Here is a 16,339-nt window from a genome sequence, read left to right as displayed (position 1 = left end):
CCTACGCCTGTTGCACAAAGGTCAGCCGCACGGCGAAGCCGATCAACAGGCTGCCAAACAGCCACTGCTGGAGTCGCTGGGCCGAAGGACTGCGTTGCAGCCATCGGCCCAGCGCCGCGCCGACCAGCGCATAGGCACTGTCGAAGAGGAAGCCGACACCGACCAGCAGCATGCCCATGATCGCGAATTGCGTGAGGACTGATCCGGCGTGTGGGTCGATGAACTGCGGCAGCAGCACCGAACAGAACAGCAACGCCTTGGGGTTGAGCAGATTGGTCAGCAAGCCGCGCTGGATAGACGCCGACCAGCGCGGTTTTGCTGCCGTCGTTTCGGTGCCGTTCAGGTTCGGCAGCATCGTCGTCCGTAGACATTGAATACCAATCCACAGCAGATACGCGGCCCCGGCCAGACGCACCACATCGAACGTCCAGGGCGCCGCTTTGAACAACGCCGCCAGCCCCAACGCGGCTAACGCCACATGGCAGCCACGCGCAATCCCCAGGCCTACCGCCGTCGCCAACGCCGCTCCTTTTCCCTGACGGGCGCCGGTTTGCAGCAGGAGGATCATGTCCGGCCCGGGCAACAAATACACCACCGCCAATGCCATGAAAAACAGCCAGAGTCCTGCCATGTTGCGCTCCTTTCGTTGTCGATTCGGTAGCTCAGTCTAGGACGCAAGGGCAGGGCAGGTGGTTGCTTAGTCAGCTTCTAAAGCAGGGGAAATTGGCATAACCTGCTGCTTACGCATGATCGGACCATCAGGATCTACCAAACCATGAAACTGGACGCCTACGACCGCAAGATCCTCGCGGCCCTGCAACGGGACGGTCGACTGAGCAATGTGCAATTGGCCGACGAAATCGGTTTATCCGCCTCACCCTGTTTGCGTCGGGTACGGATGCTGGAAGAGGCCGGGGTGATTCGCGGCTATCAGGCCAATCTGGATCGCGACGAAGTGGGGTTGGGGCTGACGGTGTTTGTCGGGGTCAAAGTCGAGCGGCACAACGATGAGCAAGCCGAAGCGTTCCGGGTGGCGGTGACGGCGTTGCCTGAGGTGATTTCGGCGTTTCTGGTGTCTGGGGAATCGGATTTTCTACTGCAGGTGGTGGTGCCGGATTTGCGTGGGTATGACCGCTTTCTGACCGAGCGGCTGCTGAAATTGCCGGGGGTGAGCGATATCCGCAGTAACTTTGCGATTCATACGGTGAAGACGCCGGGGGCGTTGCCGTTGGGGCATTTGCCGCTTTAGACCGGGTCGCCCCTTTCGCGAGCAGGCTCGCTCCCACAGTTGATGTGTGGCGTACACATAACCAGTGTGGGAGCGAGCCTGCTCGCGAAGGGGCCAGACCTGTTTACGCAAGACTCAAAGCCTTACATCTGCGTCGCCATCCCCTCCACATTCATCGCCGCCTGACGCAACGCTTCTGACCGTGTCGGGTGCGGATGGCATGTCAACGCAATGTCCTCGGCCGAGGCGCTGAACTCCATCGCCACGCAATACTCGCCAATCATTTCACTGACGCTCGGGCCTACGAGATGCACGCCGAGAATTTCGTCCGTGCGTTCATCGGCCAGCACTTTGGCGAAGCCTTCGGTTTCGTGGTTGATCTTGGCTCGGCTGTTGGCGGTGAACGGGAATTTACCGACCTTGTACGCGCGACCTTCGGCCTTGAGCTGCTCTTCGGTCTTGCCGACGCTGGCCAGCTCCGGTTTGGTGTAGACCACGCTGGGAATCAGGTTGTAATTCACCTCGCCAGCCTTGCCGACGATCTGTTCCACGCAGGCCATGGCTTCATCTTCGGCCTTGTGGGCGAGCATCGGCCCGGAGGTGACGTCCCCGATCACCCACACGCCTGGTGCTTCGGTGCGGTGGCCCTTGTTGGCGAGCATGCCGCGCTTGTCCGTGGCGAGGCCGACGTTTTCCAGCCCCAGGCCCTGGGTGTAAGGCCGGCGCCCGATCGACACCAGCACGTAATCGGCCTCGAGCAGCTCGGCGGTGCCACCGGCCGCCGGTTCAATGCTGAGCTGAACACCGCCGGCCGTTGAAGTGGCGCTGGTGACTTTCGAGCTCAACTTGAAGGTGATGCCTTGTTTACTCAGCGAACGCTGAAGGGTTTTGCCAGCCTCCACATCCACGCCGGGACAGATGCGGTCGAGAAATTCGACTACCGTGACTTGAGCACCCAGGCGCCGCCACACGGAGCCCAGTTCCAGGCCAATGACGCCGGCACCGATCACCACCAAATGCTTGGGCACTTCGGCCAGCGACAGCGCGCCGGTGGAATCGAGGATGCGCTGGTTATCGATGTCGACGCCCGGCAGGGGAGTGGGCTCGGAGCCGGTGGCGATGATGATGTCCTTGGCGCTCAGCTCGGTCTTGCCGCCGGCACTGTCGGTGACCGTGACTTTGCCCGGCCCGTCGATGTGGCCCCAGCCCTTGATCCAGTCGACTTTGTTTTTGCGAAACAGAAACTCGATGCCTTTGGTCAGCCCGGTAACGCTTTCATCCTTTTGTTTCATCATCTGGGCGAGGTTGAGGGTGGGTTTGACCTCGATGCCCAGGTTGGCGAATTCCACGCCCATGGCCGCGTCGTAGAGTTCGGACGCGTGCAACAGCGCCTTGGACGGCATGCAGCCGACGTTCAGGCAGGTGCCGCCGAGGGTGGCGCGACCTTCAACGCAAGCCGCTTTCAAACCCAGCTGGCCGGCACGGATTGCGGCGTTATAACCACCGGGGCCACCGCCCAGAATCACGACGTCGTAGCTGCTCATGGATGTACTCCTGAAGTGAAGGGATCGGGCTGGTTAAACGTAGTAGTTGATAAAAATTACGAACGTAATATGTGCGTTTATCGCTGTTTCGGTCAAGGCTTCAGCCAAGCGACAGGTTCAGCGTCTTTAGATAGAGCGATTTAGAACAAAAATTTCACCGTTTTCGTTATATCGTAACGAAACGCGATGTCCGCATTGAACAAGCACTGGGGTGGTATGCAAGTCGATCTCGAAGTCGATGGCGCGCAGGTAGCAGGGCTGCCGCGCTTTCAGCAGGCGCTCTTTCAGGGGCGGCGATTGCGCCAGTTCGCCATTGGCCTGAGTGCGTTGGCAGCGGTCGGGCTGGTGTTGGCGTTGTTTGTCGGGTTGTTTGCGCCGCAGTCGATGTGGGGCGCGTTATTGGTGAGTCAAAGCGCCGCTTTACTGGTGCTGGTCGCCGGTTTGCAATCCGCCTGGTGGGTGACTCGCTGGCGCGCTCAAGCGATGAACCCGCCGCTACCCGTGGTCGTCGTTGACGAAACCGTTGCGCCGCAAGGCTGGTATGAGCGGCTGCTGGAGCGACTCAGTCAGGGCTCGATGAAAATGCTCGGCCAGATCGGCGCGCCGACACTCTGGCTCGGCGGCTGGGCGTTGTTGACGTTGTTCAGCCTCAGTCAGTTCTGGAACCTCGCGTTACCGCCCGCCGCGCTGGGGTTATCGGCCAGTGTCGGCGCGGCGCTGGCGTTGCTGCTGGCGTTTGGTCTGCTGGTGGTCGAGCGGCAACTGGCCCAGGAAAACGTCGCTCAATGGCCGGAAGCCGGCGCGTTGGCGCAACTGACGCGGGTGGCAATCATTTGCCTGGTGATCGGCGCGTTGTGCCTGTTGTTTGCCAGTGAAACCTCGGTCTGGCCGGTGCGGTTGGCGGTGCTGATAGGTTTGCTGCCGGGCCTGGTTGCAGTCGAGATGCTGCTGCGGGCGGTGTTGTCGCTGTTCAGTCCACAGCGCGAACAACTCGAACCAACGTTGCTGGCGCGTAGTTTTGTCGCCGACATGCTGCGCTGGCCGCCACAACCGCTGCTAGCCTTGCAGCACGAGCTGCACAACCGCTTTGGCATCGACTTGCGGCAGATCTGGGCCTTCACTTACATGCGTCGAGCGTTTCTGCCGGTGCTGGCGGTGGTTACCCTCGTCGGCTGGTCACTCACTGGCATTCACGAAATACCCTTGCAGGGGAGGGGCATCTACGAGCGATTCGGCAAACCGGTGGAGGTGTTTGGTCCTGGTTTGCACGCTGGATTGCCGTGGCCGTTGGGCCGTGTGCTGAATGTTGAAAATGGCGTGGTTCACGAGTTGGCCACCAGTGTTGGCGAAGCGTCGGCACCGGTCGTACCCGAACCTGCCGAAGGCCCGGCGCCGGCGATTGCCAATCGCCTATGGGACGCCAGCCACGTGAACGATAAATCCCAAGTCATCGCCAGTAGCCGCGCCGACAAACAGAGCTTCCAGATCGTCAACATGGACGTGCGTTTCGTCTATCGCATCGGCCTGACCGATCAAGCGGCGCTGGCGGCCACCTACAACAGCGCGGACGTGCCGACGCTGATTCGCAGCACCGCCAGCCGGATTCTGGTGCATGACTTTGCCTCGCGAACCCTTGACGGTTTGCTCGGCGAGGACAGGGTAGGGCTCGCTGAAGAGATCGGCCGGGCGGTGCAGGCCGACTTGCAGAAACTCAACAGCGGTGTGGAAATTCTCGCCACCGTGGTCGAAGCGATTCACCCGCCAGCCGGCGCCGCCAATGCCTATCACGGTGTGCAGGCTGCGCAGATTGGCGCGCAAGCCTTGATCTCGCGGGAACGCGGTGCGGCTGCGGAGGCGACGAATCAGGCGCAAATGCAGGCGAGCATTGCCCGCGATCAAGCGACCGCCAATGCCCATGAAATCAACGCCACGGCACAGGCGGCTGACCTGAAATTCAGCGCCGAGCAGAAAGCCTACGCCAGCGCCGGTCAAGCCTTTGTGCTGGAGCAATACCTCAGCCAGCTGAGCCAGGGTCTGGCCAACGCCAAGCTGCTGATTCTTGATCATCGTCTGGGTGGCAGCAGCAATGCGCCGACCATCGACCTCCGTACATTCACGCTGCCGGCTGATCCTGCGTCGCCGCGTACGAGCGCCCAGCCAGGAGCAACCCATTGAGCCAGTCGCACACACACGATCACGATGACCACGCCGGCCACGATCACGGCCATGGCGGACATGGGCATCACCACGGTCACCATCATCACCACCACGGCGATCCGCAGGAAGCCGGCCCGTTCCCATGGCGGCGCATGGGCTGGGCGGCATTGCTCGTGGCTTTCGCCATCGCTGCCGCAAGCCTGGTCCAGGTGCGCTCGGGGGAAGCCACCGTGATCACGCGCTTCGGCAATCCCTCGCGGGTGTTGCTGGAGCCGGGTCTTGGCTGGCGCTGGCCGGCACCGTTCGAAGCGGCCATTCCTGTCGACTTGCGACTGCGCACCACCTCCAGTGGTTTGCAGGATGTCGGCACCCGTGACGGTTTGCGCATCATCGTTCAGGCCTACGTGGCGTGGCAGGTGCAGGGCGATCCGGACAACGTGCAACGCTTCATGCGCGCGGTGCAGAACCAGCCGGATGAAGCGGCGCGGCAGATCCGCACCTTTGTCGGCTCAGCGCTGGAAACCACGGCCGCCAGTTTTGACTTGGCCAGCCTGGTTAACACCGACGCCAATCAAGTACACATTGCCGAGTTTGAGGCGCAACTTCGTCATCAGATTGATCAGCAATTGCTCACCACTTATGGCGTGCGCGTGCTGCAAGTCGGGATTGAGCGTTTGACCCTGCCGTCGGTAACCTTGACCGCCACGGTTGATCGCATGCGCGCCGAGCGTGAAACAATTGCGACAGAACGCACCGCCATTGGCAAACGTGAAGCTGCGCAAATTCGTTCCGCTGCCGAGCGAGATGCGCGAATCGTTCAGGCCGATGCGACGGTGAAAGCGGCTGACATCGAAGCTGAATCGCGGGTTGAAGCAGCGCAGATCTACGGCCGTGCGTACGCCGGCTCTCCGCAGCTGTACAACTTGCTGCGCTCGCTCGACACCTTGGGCACCATCGTTTCGCCGGGCACCAAACTGATATTGCGCACCGATGCCGCGCCGTTCCGGGTGTTGGTCGACGGGCCGCCGACCCTCGAAAACAAGTTCGGTTCGCAGCCATGAATTTAGTTCCACGTGGAACACATGAGTTAAGCAGCCCCTGGATTCAGGCCGGACGCCTGGCTTTTTTGGCGCTGTATGCCGTGACGGTTCTGGCTGCGTTAGCCTGGGCGTTCTCCAATGTGCGGCAGATTGATCCGCAGAATCGCGCGGTGGTCCTGCATTTCGGAGCGCTGGATCGCATCCAGAATGCCGGTTTGTTACTGGCATGGCCGCGGCCGATTGAGCAGGTGGTTTTACTGCCAGCAGCCGATCGAGTCATCGAGCGTCGCGTGGAAAACCTGTTGCGCAGTGATGTCGCCTTGCAGGCTGATCGCGTTGCCACGTTCGCCACACCGCTCAGTGATGCACTCGCCGGTTCCGGCTATTTGCTGACGGGCGATGCAGGCGTGGTGCAACTCGATGTTCGGGTGTTTTACAAAGTCACCGAGCCGTATGCGTTCGTGCTGCAAGGTGAGCATGTACTGCCAGCGCTGGATCGGCTGGTCACTCGGAGTGCCGTGGCCCTGACCGCCGCGCGAGACCTGGACACCATTCTGGTAGCGCGTCCGGAACTGATCGGCGCCGATAATCAGGCTGCGGAACGCCGTGAACGTCTGCGCGGTGATCTGGTGCAGGGCATCAATCAGCGCTTGGCTGAGCTGAAAGCAACAGGGCAGGACTTGGGTATCGAAGTCGCGCGAGTCGATGTGCAATCGAGTTTGCCCGGCCCTGCGGTGAATGCCTTCAACGCAGTACTGACCGCAAATCAGCAGGCCGACAAGGCCGTGGCGAACGCGCGTACAGAAGCCGAGAAGGCAACCCAGGCTGCCAACGAACAAGCGGATCGAATGCTGCAAGTGGCCCATGCCCAAGCCAGCGAACGACTGGCCAAAGCGTCAGCCGACACCGCCACCGTCCTGAGCCTGGCCACGGCGCAACAGCAGGGCACCGACCCGCAAATGCTCTTGCGCATTTACCGCGAACGGATGCCGAAGATCCTCGGCCAGGCCGGTTCCGTGACCACGGTTGATCCGAAAGACGATTCCCGCCTGATCATTCAGGGAGCTGCACAATGACCGCGCAATCCGCCGCCGCACCGAGCATGTTGTCCTCGGCCGAACAACGCAGCGCCGCTCGCCAATTGACGCTGGCCATGCTCGCACTGGGCCTGCTCGGGCTCGGTCTGATCTGGCGCTGGTTGTCACCGGAGCAGACTGGCGTCAGCCAATTGCTGCTCGGGTTTGCTTCGCTGTTGGTGGCCGTGCCGGTCATGCGTTCGGCGTGGTACAGCCTGCGCTACCCCAGCTTGCACGGGATCACCGACCAGTTGATTGCGCTCGCCATGCTCGGTGCCTGGGCCACGGGTGATCTGCTGACCGCCGCGTTATTGCCGATCATCATGATCTTCGGTCACGTGCTGGAAGAGCGCAGCGTGATCGGTTCTCAGGAGGCGATTCACGCCCTCGGCAAACTGACCCGCAGCCATGCGCGCAAGGTGCAGGCGGATGGTTCGATTCTCGAAGTCGACAACAGCACACTCAAGGCCGGCGACCTGGTTGAGGTGCGCGCCGGTGATCGCGTACCGGCGGACGGTCGGGTGTTGTCCGGTCAGGCGAGCCTCGATACCGCCTCGATTACCGGCGAGTCGGTGCCGATCGAGGCCGGCGTTGGCATGCCGGTGTTCGGTGGCGCGATCAACCTCGATGGCCTGCTTCGCATCGAAGTGACCCGCACGGGCAACGAATCGACCCTGGGCAAAGTCATCGCGCTGATGCAAAGCGCCGAGCGCTCCAAGCCGCCGATAACTCGTTTGCTCGAGCGTTACGCCGGCAGCTACATGGTGCTGGTTTTGCTGCTGGCGGCGGTGACCTGGTTTGTCACCAATGACGCGCAGGCCATGCTCGCGGTGCTGGTCGCAGCGTGTCCCTGTGCGCTGGTGTTGTCAGCACCGGCAACGGCGATTGCCGGGGTGGCGGTGGCGGCGCGGCACGGCATTTTGATCCGCAGTTCGGCGTTCCTTGAAGAGCTGGCGGACCTGACGTCGCTGGTAGTCGACAAGACGGGCACGCTGACGTTCGGCACCTTGCGCCTGCAGTCGATCGACAGTCCGCTGGAAGACCGAAGTCACGTTCTGAAACTGGCCGCCAGCCTCGGGTCAGCCAGCAGTCATCCGGTGAGTCGTGCGCTCGCCGGGTTGGTCACGCAGGAGCATTTTCTGTTGCTGTCGGACATCCACGAGCGCCAGGGGTTGGGCGTGGTCGCGATGACCGAACAGGGCGAGGCCGCACTCGGTCGCCCTGAGTTGTTCGCGCAATTGGGCATCGCTACGTCGGTGGTTCCTGAGCACGACGGCCCGATTGCCGGGCTGGCGCTTAACGGTGAATTCCTCGCCTGGTTGTTGCTGGCCGACAGTGTCAAACCCGAGGCGCGATTTGCCTTGAGTGAATTGCGTGAGCTGGGCCTGGGTCGGCAGTTGCTGCTCACGGGGGATCGGCAGAGCGTCGCGCACACGCTCGCACGCGACGTCGGCATCAGCGATGTCGAGGCGCAGGCGTTGCCGGAGGACAAACTCAATCGCGTGCTCAAGGAAATCGGCAGCGGCTTTCGGCCGATGGTGGTGGGGGATGGGATCAACGATTCCCTGGCGCTCAAGGCCGGTGTCGTGGGTGTGGCGATGGGCGCGGGCGGGGCGGACATTGCATTGGCCTCGGCTGACATCGTGTTGATCGGGAGTGACCTGCGTCGGCTCGGCACCTGTGTGCGTTTGAGCCGTCAGTGCCGCCAGACCTTGCAGGTCAATGTGATCATCGGTCTGGGCTGGACGCTGGCGATTGTGGCCTTCGCCGCGTTTGGCTGGCTGGGTGCGGCAGGGGCGATGATTGCGGCATTGCTGCATAACTTGAGCACGTTGCTGGTCTTGGGCAACGCCGGCCGTTTGCTGCGCTTCCAGGAGCCTTTGCTCAAGCTCAAAGAAGACAGTTGAGGGAATCGAAAACTTTTTTGCAGGCCTCTGTAACGCCGTTGGGGCAGCGCTCTCTAGTGCTGTGTCGGGACTGAACAACGTTCCAGCCGACAACCCTGACGATCACCGAGGATACAAAAAATGAACTTCAAATCCGCTACCGCTGGTGCCGCTCTCGCTTTCGCCGCTGCCACCCTGTTTGCCGGTGTTGCGACTCAGGCTCAGGCCGCCGATGCGCCTCAGGTTCACTGCTACGGCGTGACCTCGTGCAAAGGTATGAACGATTGCAAAACCGCAGAAAACGCCTGTAAAGGTCAGGCCGTTTGCAAAGGCCACGGCTTCAAGGCGATGACTCAGACCGAATGCATGAAAGCGGGCGGCAAGGTCGGCGAATAACCGACCCCTGCTTGGCGCCGCAGTGGCTTCCTTGGCCACTGCGGCCTTTTTGCGAGGAGTCCGCAAATGTCTGCATCCCTTCCTTGTCTGGGCTACGGCCTGGGTTTGCGCAGTGCTTACTACCAACAGATTCTCGATCAGTCGCCGGCCGTGGACTGGTTCGAAGTCGTCTCCGAAAATTTCATGGTGCAGGGCGGTAAAGCCCTCTATTACCTTGATGCCATTGCCGAGCGTTATCCGCTGGTGATGCATGGTGTGTCGTTGTCCATCGGTGGGCCGCATGCCCTCGATCCCGACTACTTGCAACAACTCAAACGTCTGGCGGATCGCGTCAAACCGGCGTGGGTTTCCGATCACTTGTGCTGGAGCCGTGGCAACGCCCATCAGTTGCATGATTTGTTGCCGTTACCGTACACCGAAGAAAGTCTCTATTACGTGGCAGGTCGAGTGCGCCAGGTGCAAGACGTATTGCAGCGTCCATTGGTATTGGAGAATGTCTCCAGCTACGTGCGCAGTGCCGGCGATGATTTCAGCGAGTGGGAATTTCTCGAAGCTCTGAGTCGGCTCAGCGATTGCGAGCTGTTGCTGGACGTCAACAATGTCTATGTCAGCTCACGCAATCATGGCTTCGATCCGTGGACTTTTATTCAAGGTTTGCCGGCGAACAAGATCCGCCAACTTCACCTGGCGGGCCATAGCGATTACGGCGATTACGTCATCGACACCCATGACCATCCCGTCAGCGATCCGGTCTGGGCGCTTTACCAACAAACCCTCGATTACCTCGGCCCGGTCGCCACGCTGCTGGAACGCGATGACCATTTCCCGCCGTTTGAAGAACTGCTCACTGAGCTGCAAAAAGCCCGGGAGCTGGGCGAGGGTGTGTTGGCCCGGAGACAAAAATGCGCCTGAACGAATGGCAACTGTCCTTTGAGCGTTACCTGTCGGGAGAGTCTTCGGTGGCGGATGTGGCGCTCGGCTCAAGCCTGATGGGTGGTCCGACGCTGGACGTCCGCACGGGGCTGGCGATTTATCACAATGCTTACCAAGCCCGACTGCAGGAAGTGCTGCGCGGCGACTATCCCGCCGTTCTTAACTGGCTGGGTGACGACGAGTTCGAACAGCTCGCCGCAGCGTACATCCGCCAGAAGCCCTCGACTCATTACAGCCTTCGCTGGCTCGGCAAAGGTTTTGAAGCGTTCATTCGTCAGCACTTGGTGCCTGAGCAAAATGCACCTCTGGCCGAACTCGCCGCCTTGGAGTGGGCTTTCACACTGGCATTCGATGCACCACCGGGAACGCCGTTGACGATGCAGGACATGGCGGATCTGGCACCGCAAGATTGGCCGACGCTGCAAGTCAGCCCCAGCCCTTCACTGCAATGGCTTGAATGTGCTTTCAACAGCGTGGCGCTTTGGCGATCGGCCAAGGATGAAACACCGTTCCCTGGCAGTAGGGGGCTCGACACTCCCAGCATTGTGGTGATCGGTCGAAATGATCTGGTTTGCCAATATCGAAGCCTGGAGCCTGAAGAGGCCAATGCGCTAAAAGGGCTGTTTGAGCACGGCTGGAATTTTGCTGAACTGTGCTCTGAATTGACAGTCATCTATGGAGAGGGCGCACCACTTCAAGCTGTAACCTGGCTCAAGCAGTGGATTCACGATGGTTGGTTACAGTGTCACTCATCATAGAAAACGGCTATTAATTCGATAGCCAGCTAATTTTCTAGGATGGTCTACCCTCAGATCAGACGTCTGAAACCAGGGGAACACTCCATGCTCGCGCATCTTCCACCGGCCTTACAGAATCTGCAGCTACCGCTACGCCTGCGACTCTGGGACGGCCATGAGTTCAATCTGGGGCCGACGCCCAGCGTCACGATTGTGGTCAAGGACCCACAAATGGTTACCCAGTTCACCCATCCAAGCCTGGACGCGCTCGGAGCGGCATTTGTCGAGGGCAAGCTTGAGCTGGAAGGCTCCATCAGCGACGTTATCCGCGTCTGCGATGAGTGGAGTCAGGCGATGTTGGACGAAAACGACGACAATCAACCGGTTCGTACCGTCCACGACAAGGAAACTGACGCCAAAGCCATCTCCTATCACTACGACCTTTCCAACGCGTTTTATCAGCTGTGGCTCGACAGTGACATGGCGTATTCCTGCGCGTACTTCGAGACCGGCAGCGAAACCCTGGAGCAGGCGCAACAGGCCAAATTCCGTCATTTGTGCCGCAAGTTACGGTTGCAGCCGGGTGAATATTTGCTGGACGTCGGTTGCGGTTGGGGTGGACTGGCGCGGTATGCGGCGCGGGAGTTCGGCGCGAAAGTGTTCGGCATTACGCTCAGCAAAGAGCAACTTGCCTTGGCCCGTGAGCGGGTGAAAGAGGAGGGCCTGGAGGATTCGGTCGAACTGCAATTGCTCGACTACCGCGATCTGCCTCAAGACGGGCGCTTCGACAAAGTGGTCAGTGTCGGCATGTTCGAACACGTTGGCCACGCCAATCTGGCTGAGTACTGCAAAACCCTGTTCGGCGCGGTGAAAGAGGGCGGCCTGGTGATGAACCACGGGATCACCGCCAAACACACCGACGGCCGTCCGGTGGGACGCGGTGCCGGCGACTTCATTGAGAAATACGTGTTCCCCAACGGCGAACTGCCGCATCTGTCGATGATTTCTGCCGAAATCAGTGAAGTAGGTCTGGAGATCGTCGACGTCGAAAGCTTGCGCCTGCACTACGCGCGCACTCTGGACCACTGGAGCGAGCGCTTGGAAGACAATCTTGAAGCGGCGTCCAGGCAAGTGCCGGAACAAGCCTTGCGGATCTGGCGGTTGTACCTGGCGGGATGCGCTTATGCGTTTGCCCGGGGCTGGATCAATCTGCACCAGATCCTTGCGGTCAAAGCCCACCCCGATGGCAGCCATGAATTGCCATGGACCCGCGACGACATCTACACCCCTTAGAGAATCGGTGAAATAAGCCGGGCGACCCGCATGCCGATCTGTTGCAGGCGGTGGGTCTCCCGGCCTTCGTCTTTGGCAATTTCATGGGCTTGATCGAAGTCATCGTTGAGCATCTGTTCCACCTCGGCGGCAAACGCACTGTCGACCGTCAACAGCATCACTTCGAAGTTAAGCCGGAACGAGCGGTTGTCCATGTTGGCGCTGCCGATGGCGCTGATTTCACTGTCGATCAACACCACTTTCTGATGCAGGAAACCGGGCTCGTAGCGGAACACCCGCACGCCGGCGCGTACGGCCTCAAAGGCATAAAGGCTGGAGGCGGCGAAGACGATGCGGTGGTCCGGACGCGAGGGCAGCAACAGTCGTACATCAACACCACGCAGCACCGCCAGCCTGAGTGCGGCGAACACTGCTTCGTCGGGGATGAAGTAGGGGCTGGTGATCCACACCCGTTCAGTCGCGGCATGGATGGCTTCGACGAAGAACAACGAACAGGTTTCGTAGGAATCCGCCGGCCCGCTTGCCAGCAATTGACACAGCACGCCGTCGTCCGGATACACATCCGGCAGGATCAGCGGCGGCAACGATCGTGCAGCCCAGAACCAGTCTTCGGCAAAAGACTCCTGCATACAGGCGACCACCGGGCCGCGCACTCGAACATGGGTATCGCGCCAGGGCGCCAGTGGTGGTTTCTCGCCCATGTATTCGTCACCAACGTTATGCCCGCCGACGAAGCCCAGCACACCATCGACCACCACGATCTTGCGATGGTTGCGGAAATTGACCTGGAAACGATTGAGCCAGCCACTGCGAGTGGCGAACGCTTTGACTTCGACGCCGGCATCGCGCAACGGTTGTACGTAACTGTGGGGCAGCGAGTGGCTGCCAATGCGATCGTACAGCAGGTAAATCGCGACGCCTTCAGCCGCTTTTTTCAGCAGCAGGTTTTGCAAGCGCTGGCCGAGACGATCATCGTGGATGATAAAAAACTGAATCAGCACGGCTTCTTTCGCCTGGCTGATGGCGTCGAAAATCGAATCAAAGGTGGCTTGGCCATTGATCAACAAATGCACTTCGTTGTTCGCCAGGCACGGCATGCGGCCCAGCTTCGGCATCGCCCGCAACGACGCGTAGGCATTGGAAGCACGAGCGGTCAGCGCCTCCTCGACCCAGGGGCGCCAGTTGAGCTCGGAGATGGCCTTGCGCATCTCTTCGTTGGCCTGGCGCCGCGCCTTGATGTAACCATCAAAGGTACTGCGGCCAAAGACCAGATAGGGGATAAGCGTGAGGTAAGGCATGAACACCAGCGAAAGCGCCCAGGCGATCGACCCTTGGGCGGTGCGGACGGTGAGCACCGCGTGGATGGCAGCGATCAGGCCCAGCGTGTGAAGCAGTGCAATGGTGTAGCCGAAAATGTGCGGTCCAAAGTAATCCATGGGGGCAGCCTTGCTCCTGAAGATTCAGTGCTTAACAGACCATGTTCCGTGCAGAATGTCGCTATTTAATTGGCCCATGAACCGAAGCCGATGCCCGGCGTCTAACGGCCACTACTGATCAGGAGTTACGCGATGAACGTTCGTCTGCTGGGTTTGGCCATAGCTATTGGTGTGTCACTTCCTGTGGCCGCTCAGGCGCAGATGCTGCAACCCGGGTTGTGGGAATTGACCACCAGCAACATGCAGGTCGATAACCAGAACCTGCCGGACTTGCAGTTGATCCTTGGACAGTTGCAGAGCCAGATGACCCCGGAACAGCGCGCGCAACTGGAGAAGCAGGGGATCACCATGGGCGGCAAAGGGATTCGGGCGTGCCTGACACCTGAGCAGGTGAAGACCGACAATATTCCACTGACCGACCCGCAATCGGGCTGCAAACAGGAAATCACCGACCGTACTGGCAACCAGTGGAAATTCCGTTTCAGCTGTCCGAAAGCGCAAGGCGCCGGTGTGGCCACGTTCCTCAGCGACCGTGAGTTCACCACCAAGGTCAACGGCACCTTCAATGCCACCGGCATCCAGCAAAAGGGTAGCCTGGAAAGTCGCGCCGTGTGGCTGGGGCAGGATTGCGGGACGGTCAAGCCTCGCGCTTAAGACCTGCGCCGTTACACCCGCTCCCTACACGCTCGTGTGGGAGCGGGCCTGATTCAGCCACTGACACGCCGCCTCAACCCCCATCCTGCCGAAATCCTCGCCCGCACCACTGCGCAAACTGACGAACTCACCTTCCTGTTCCTTCTCGCCCACGACCATCAGGTACGGCACTTTTTGACCGTGCTCGCGAATCTTGTGGCGGACCTTTTCATGGCGCAGATCGACATGGACGTGCACACCGCTTCGGCGTAAAGCCTCGGTCACCGACTGGACATAACTTGCCTGACGCTCCGCCATGCTGACAATCATGACCAAGGGCGGTGCTCGCCAGCTGTCCAACTCTTGCTGGCAAGACCAACACGTGCCGTAGATCCGTTGCTCAGACTTACCGTTGATGTAGTCGAGGGAGAACGCCTGCAATACCTTCGTGGCTGGTACATGTGGGCCTGTCGTTAAATGTTCGAAGTCTCCCAGACGGTACAGCGACAAATGCTCGGCCGGTTTTATTGTTTGTCGGCGGATCGAGTGATTGGTCGCGGCCAGTAATTGCATCCGGGCTTCGATGAGTGGCAGGTCGGACCGGCTTAACGACTGCTTGACGCTAAATCCATAAAAGAACCCGTCACCTAGAGACGATCCGGACTGCAACTGCACACCGGGATAAAGTTGCTTGACCGCCATGGCCAGTATCAACGCGCAGGAGCGTCGCAGGATCTCCAGGCCATCGGGTTCCTGAGGCGTGACGATGCTGACCCGTGCATCGCCTCTGATCACGTATTCGCAGTCCACCAGCACACCGTCCACCCGACCGGCCACTGCCGCTTTGGCCAGCGCGGGGCTAATGCTCGCGGCGAGTTCGTACACGGACAATGGCTGGTTGTATTCACGAAGTGAACCATCGGGCAGGCGGATCTGAATCATGGTGATGCTCTCGAGTGCTTCTATTCACGTGGCCAGATCTTGGCCATGAGGGTGGTTATCGGCAGGACTCTGTCAGCCATTAATTCCAGCAAGAAGGCCGTCAGCACACTGCTCATGGTCAGAGCTTGTTTTGGAGCGCTTTGGGTTCTTGCGGATCATGGTTTGCTCAACGCTTGGTAGAGGGTGTTGAGGTTGTATTCGAACAGCCCGGCAAACGTACTGGCCGGCCCGGTGGCGGCGAGTGCGTCGGAGTACAACGTGCCACCGATCTGCGCGCCGCTTTCATCGGCAATCTGTTTCAGCAGTCGGGCGTCCTTGATGTTTTCCATGAACACCGCTTTGACCTTGGCCTGGCGAATCTGGGTTATCAGCGCAGCGACTTCAGCGGCCGACGGTTCACGTTCGGTGGACAGTCCTTGCGGTGCCATGAAGTCGATCCCGTAGGCCTGACCGAGATAGCCGAAGGCGTCATGGGAGGTGACGATTTTGCGATTGCCCGGTGGCAGCGAGCCGAGCTTGGCCTTGGCTTCGGCAAGCAGGGCGTAGATTTGTTTCAGATAGGCCTGACTGTTGCGTTGGTAGTCGGCCGTGTTCGCCGGATCGGCAGCGATCAGCGCCTTGGTGATGTTGGCGATGTACAGCTCGGTATTCGCCAGGTTGTGCCAGGCATGAGGGTCAGGAATGGTCTCGCCGTCTTCATCCAGTGAGCGCGGGATGACGCCATGACTTGCACTGATCACCGGCGCCGTGGTTTCGGTGCTGGTCACCAGGCGGTCCAGCCAAGGCTCAAAACCCAATCCATTCTTGATGATCAGTTTGGCACTGAGCAGCGCCTTGGCGTCGTCGGGCGTCGGCTCGTAGGTGTGGGCATCGGCGTCCGGACCGACCATGTTGGTGATCTGGATATGCTCGCCGCCGACCTGATGGGCCATGTCGGCGAGGATGCTGAAGCTGGTGACCACCTGAAGTTTTTCCGCCGCAGACAGCGTCATCGACAACATCAAACTGAACAGCACGAGTAGAACGCGCATCGGGCAA

Annotated in this window: 15 protein-coding genes; 10 read left to right on the top strand and 5 right to left on the bottom strand. The window is 60.2% G+C overall.

Features of this window, described 5'->3' with window-relative positions:
- Position 1 precedes the first annotated feature (1 nt).
- Positions 2–631: a LysE family translocator gene (locus BK660_RS10210; RefSeq protein WP_123433207.1), complete on the bottom strand. Its 630-nt coding sequence runs from the start codon at positions 629–631 to the stop codon at positions 2–4.
- Positions 632–775: 144 nt separating this feature from the next.
- On the opposite strand from BK660_RS10210, the gene BK660_RS10205 reads away from it, so the two are divergent.
- Positions 776–1,249, top strand: a complete 474-nt coding sequence (locus BK660_RS10205) for an Lrp/AsnC family transcriptional regulator (protein WP_027926238.1) — start codon at positions 776–778, stop codon at positions 1,247–1,249.
- Positions 1,250–1,371: 122 nt separating this feature from the next.
- On the opposite strand, the gene lpdA is transcribed toward BK660_RS10205, so the two are convergent.
- Positions 1,372–2,772, bottom strand: coding sequence for a dihydrolipoyl dehydrogenase (gene lpdA / locus BK660_RS10200; RefSeq protein ID WP_123433206.1), 1,401 nt, complete (start codon positions 2,770–2,772; stop codon positions 1,372–1,374).
- 216 nt (positions 2,773–2,988) lie between these two features.
- Between lpdA and hflK (BK660_RS10195) the strand changes: the two genes are divergently transcribed.
- The 8 genes from hflK (BK660_RS10195) (at position 2,989) to cfaB (ending at position 12,290) form a co-directional block, all read left to right on the top strand.
- Entirely contained in the window at positions 2,989–4,947 is a 1,959-nt protein-coding gene (gene hflK, locus BK660_RS10195; protein ID WP_123433338.1) for a protease modulator HflK, read from the top strand.
- Complete coding sequence (hflC, locus tag BK660_RS10190) at positions 4,944–5,990, top strand: protease modulator HflC (RefSeq protein WP_123433205.1); 1,047 nt, start codon at positions 4,944–4,946, stop codon at positions 5,988–5,990. Before hflK (BK660_RS10195) ends, hflC begins: the two co-directional genes overlap by 4 nt.
- Positions 5,987–7,045: a protease modulator HflK gene (gene hflK, locus BK660_RS10185; RefSeq protein WP_123433204.1), complete on the top strand. Its 1,059-nt coding sequence runs from the start codon at positions 5,987–5,989 to the stop codon at positions 7,043–7,045. The genes hflC and hflK (BK660_RS10185) overlap by 4 nt, the downstream gene beginning before the upstream one ends.
- Complete coding sequence (locus tag BK660_RS10180) at positions 7,042–8,952, top strand: cation-translocating P-type ATPase (RefSeq protein ID WP_123433203.1); 1,911 nt, start codon at positions 7,042–7,044, stop codon at positions 8,950–8,952. Before hflK (BK660_RS10185) ends, BK660_RS10180 begins: the two co-directional genes overlap by 4 nt.
- 120 nt (positions 8,953–9,072) lie before the next feature.
- Complete coding sequence (bufA2, locus tag BK660_RS10175) at positions 9,073–9,327, top strand: BufA2 family periplasmic bufferin-type metallophore (RefSeq protein WP_123433202.1); 255 nt, start codon at positions 9,073–9,075, stop codon at positions 9,325–9,327.
- Between the two features lie 66 nt (positions 9,328–9,393).
- The gene (bufB, locus tag BK660_RS10170) at positions 9,394–10,239 is read left to right on the top strand and encodes an MNIO family bufferin maturase (protein WP_123433201.1); all 846 of its coding nucleotides are present in this window, start codon (positions 9,394–9,396) and stop codon (positions 10,237–10,239) included.
- Positions 10,230–11,018 carry an HvfC/BufC N-terminal domain-containing protein gene (locus tag BK660_RS10165; RefSeq protein ID WP_123433200.1) on the top strand — a complete coding sequence of 263 codons (789 nt, stop codon included), beginning with the start codon at positions 10,230–10,232 and terminating at the stop codon, positions 11,016–11,018. The genes bufB and BK660_RS10165 overlap by 10 nt, the downstream gene beginning before the upstream one ends.
- Positions 11,019–11,102: 84 nt before the next feature.
- Positions 11,103–12,290, top strand: coding sequence for a C17 cyclopropane fatty acid synthase CfaB (cfaB, locus tag BK660_RS10160; RefSeq protein ID WP_123433199.1), 1,188 nt, complete (start codon positions 11,103–11,105; stop codon positions 12,288–12,290).
- Here the strand turns inward: cfaB and cls are convergent.
- Entirely contained in the window at positions 12,287–13,726 is a 1,440-nt protein-coding gene (gene cls / locus BK660_RS10155; RefSeq protein WP_123433198.1) for a cardiolipin synthase, read from the bottom strand. The genes cfaB and cls overlap by 4 nt on opposite strands.
- A 132-nt stretch (positions 13,727–13,858) precedes the next feature.
- Between cls and BK660_RS10150 the strand changes: the two genes are divergently transcribed.
- The gene (locus BK660_RS10150) at positions 13,859–14,380 is read left to right on the top strand and encodes a DUF3617 domain-containing protein (protein ID WP_123433197.1); all 522 of its coding nucleotides are present in this window, start codon (positions 13,859–13,861) and stop codon (positions 14,378–14,380) included.
- Positions 14,381–14,404: 24 nt separating this feature from the next.
- Here the strand turns inward: BK660_RS10150 and BK660_RS10145 are convergent, their stop codons facing one another.
- On the bottom strand, positions 14,405–15,301 hold the full coding sequence (locus BK660_RS10145; protein ID WP_123433196.1) for a His/Gly/Thr/Pro-type tRNA ligase C-terminal domain-containing protein: 897 nt from the start codon (positions 15,299–15,301) through the stop codon (positions 14,405–14,407).
- Between the two features lie 155 nt (positions 15,302–15,456).
- Positions 15,457–16,332, bottom strand: a complete 876-nt coding sequence (locus BK660_RS10140) for a metal ABC transporter substrate-binding protein (RefSeq protein WP_123433195.1) — start codon at positions 16,330–16,332, stop codon at positions 15,457–15,459.
- Between the last annotated feature and the right edge of the window lie 7 nt (positions 16,333–16,339).

It is taken from the genome of Pseudomonas brassicacearum, from assembly GCF_003732265.1.
Taxonomy (GTDB): Bacteria; Pseudomonadota; Gammaproteobacteria; order Pseudomonadales; family Pseudomonadaceae; genus Aquipseudomonas; species Aquipseudomonas brassicacearum_D.
Note: the sequence above shows the minus strand (reverse complement) of the source record. Positions and strands in the feature narration are given on the sequence as shown.

What these genes read in the sequence shown, in the direction of transcription:
- BK660_RS10210 (WP_123433207.1), bottom strand. Translation starts at nt 631, where the DNA reads ATGGCAGGACTCTGGCTGTTTTTCATGGCATTGGCGGTGGTGTATTTG.
- BK660_RS10205 (WP_027926238.1), top strand. Translation starts at nt 776, where the DNA reads ATGAAACTGGACGCCTACGACCGCAAGATCCTCGCGGCCCTGCAACGG.
- lpdA (WP_123433206.1), bottom strand. Translation starts at nt 2,772, where the DNA reads ATGAGCAGCTACGACGTCGTGATTCTGGGCGGTGGCCCCGGTGGTTAT.
- hflK (WP_123433338.1), top strand. Translation starts at nt 2,989, where the DNA reads ATGCAAGTCGATCTCGAAGTCGATGGCGCGCAGGTAGCAGGGCTGCCG.
- hflK (WP_123433204.1), top strand. Translation starts at nt 5,987, where the DNA reads ATGAATTTAGTTCCACGTGGAACACATGAGTTAAGCAGCCCCTGGATT.
- BK660_RS10180 (WP_123433203.1), top strand. Translation starts at nt 7,042, where the DNA reads ATGACCGCGCAATCCGCCGCCGCACCGAGCATGTTGTCCTCGGCCGAA.
- bufA2 (WP_123433202.1), top strand. Translation starts at nt 9,073, where the DNA reads ATGAACTTCAAATCCGCTACCGCTGGTGCCGCTCTCGCTTTCGCCGCT.
- bufB (WP_123433201.1), top strand. Translation starts at nt 9,394, where the DNA reads ATGTCTGCATCCCTTCCTTGTCTGGGCTACGGCCTGGGTTTGCGCAGT.
- BK660_RS10165 (WP_123433200.1), top strand. Translation starts at nt 10,230, where the DNA reads ATGCGCCTGAACGAATGGCAACTGTCCTTTGAGCGTTACCTGTCGGGA.
- cfaB (WP_123433199.1), top strand. Translation starts at nt 11,103, where the DNA reads ATGCTCGCGCATCTTCCACCGGCCTTACAGAATCTGCAGCTACCGCTA.
- cls (WP_123433198.1), bottom strand. Translation starts at nt 13,726, where the DNA reads ATGGATTACTTTGGACCGCACATTTTCGGCTACACCATTGCACTGCTT.
- BK660_RS10150 (WP_123433197.1), top strand. Translation starts at nt 13,859, where the DNA reads ATGAACGTTCGTCTGCTGGGTTTGGCCATAGCTATTGGTGTGTCACTT.
- BK660_RS10145 (WP_123433196.1), bottom strand. Translation starts at nt 15,301, where the DNA reads ATGATTCAGATCCGCCTGCCCGATGGTTCACTTCGTGAATACAACCAG.
- BK660_RS10140 (WP_123433195.1), bottom strand. Translation starts at nt 16,332, where the DNA reads ATGCGCGTTCTACTCGTGCTGTTCAGTTTGATGTTGTCGATGACGCTG.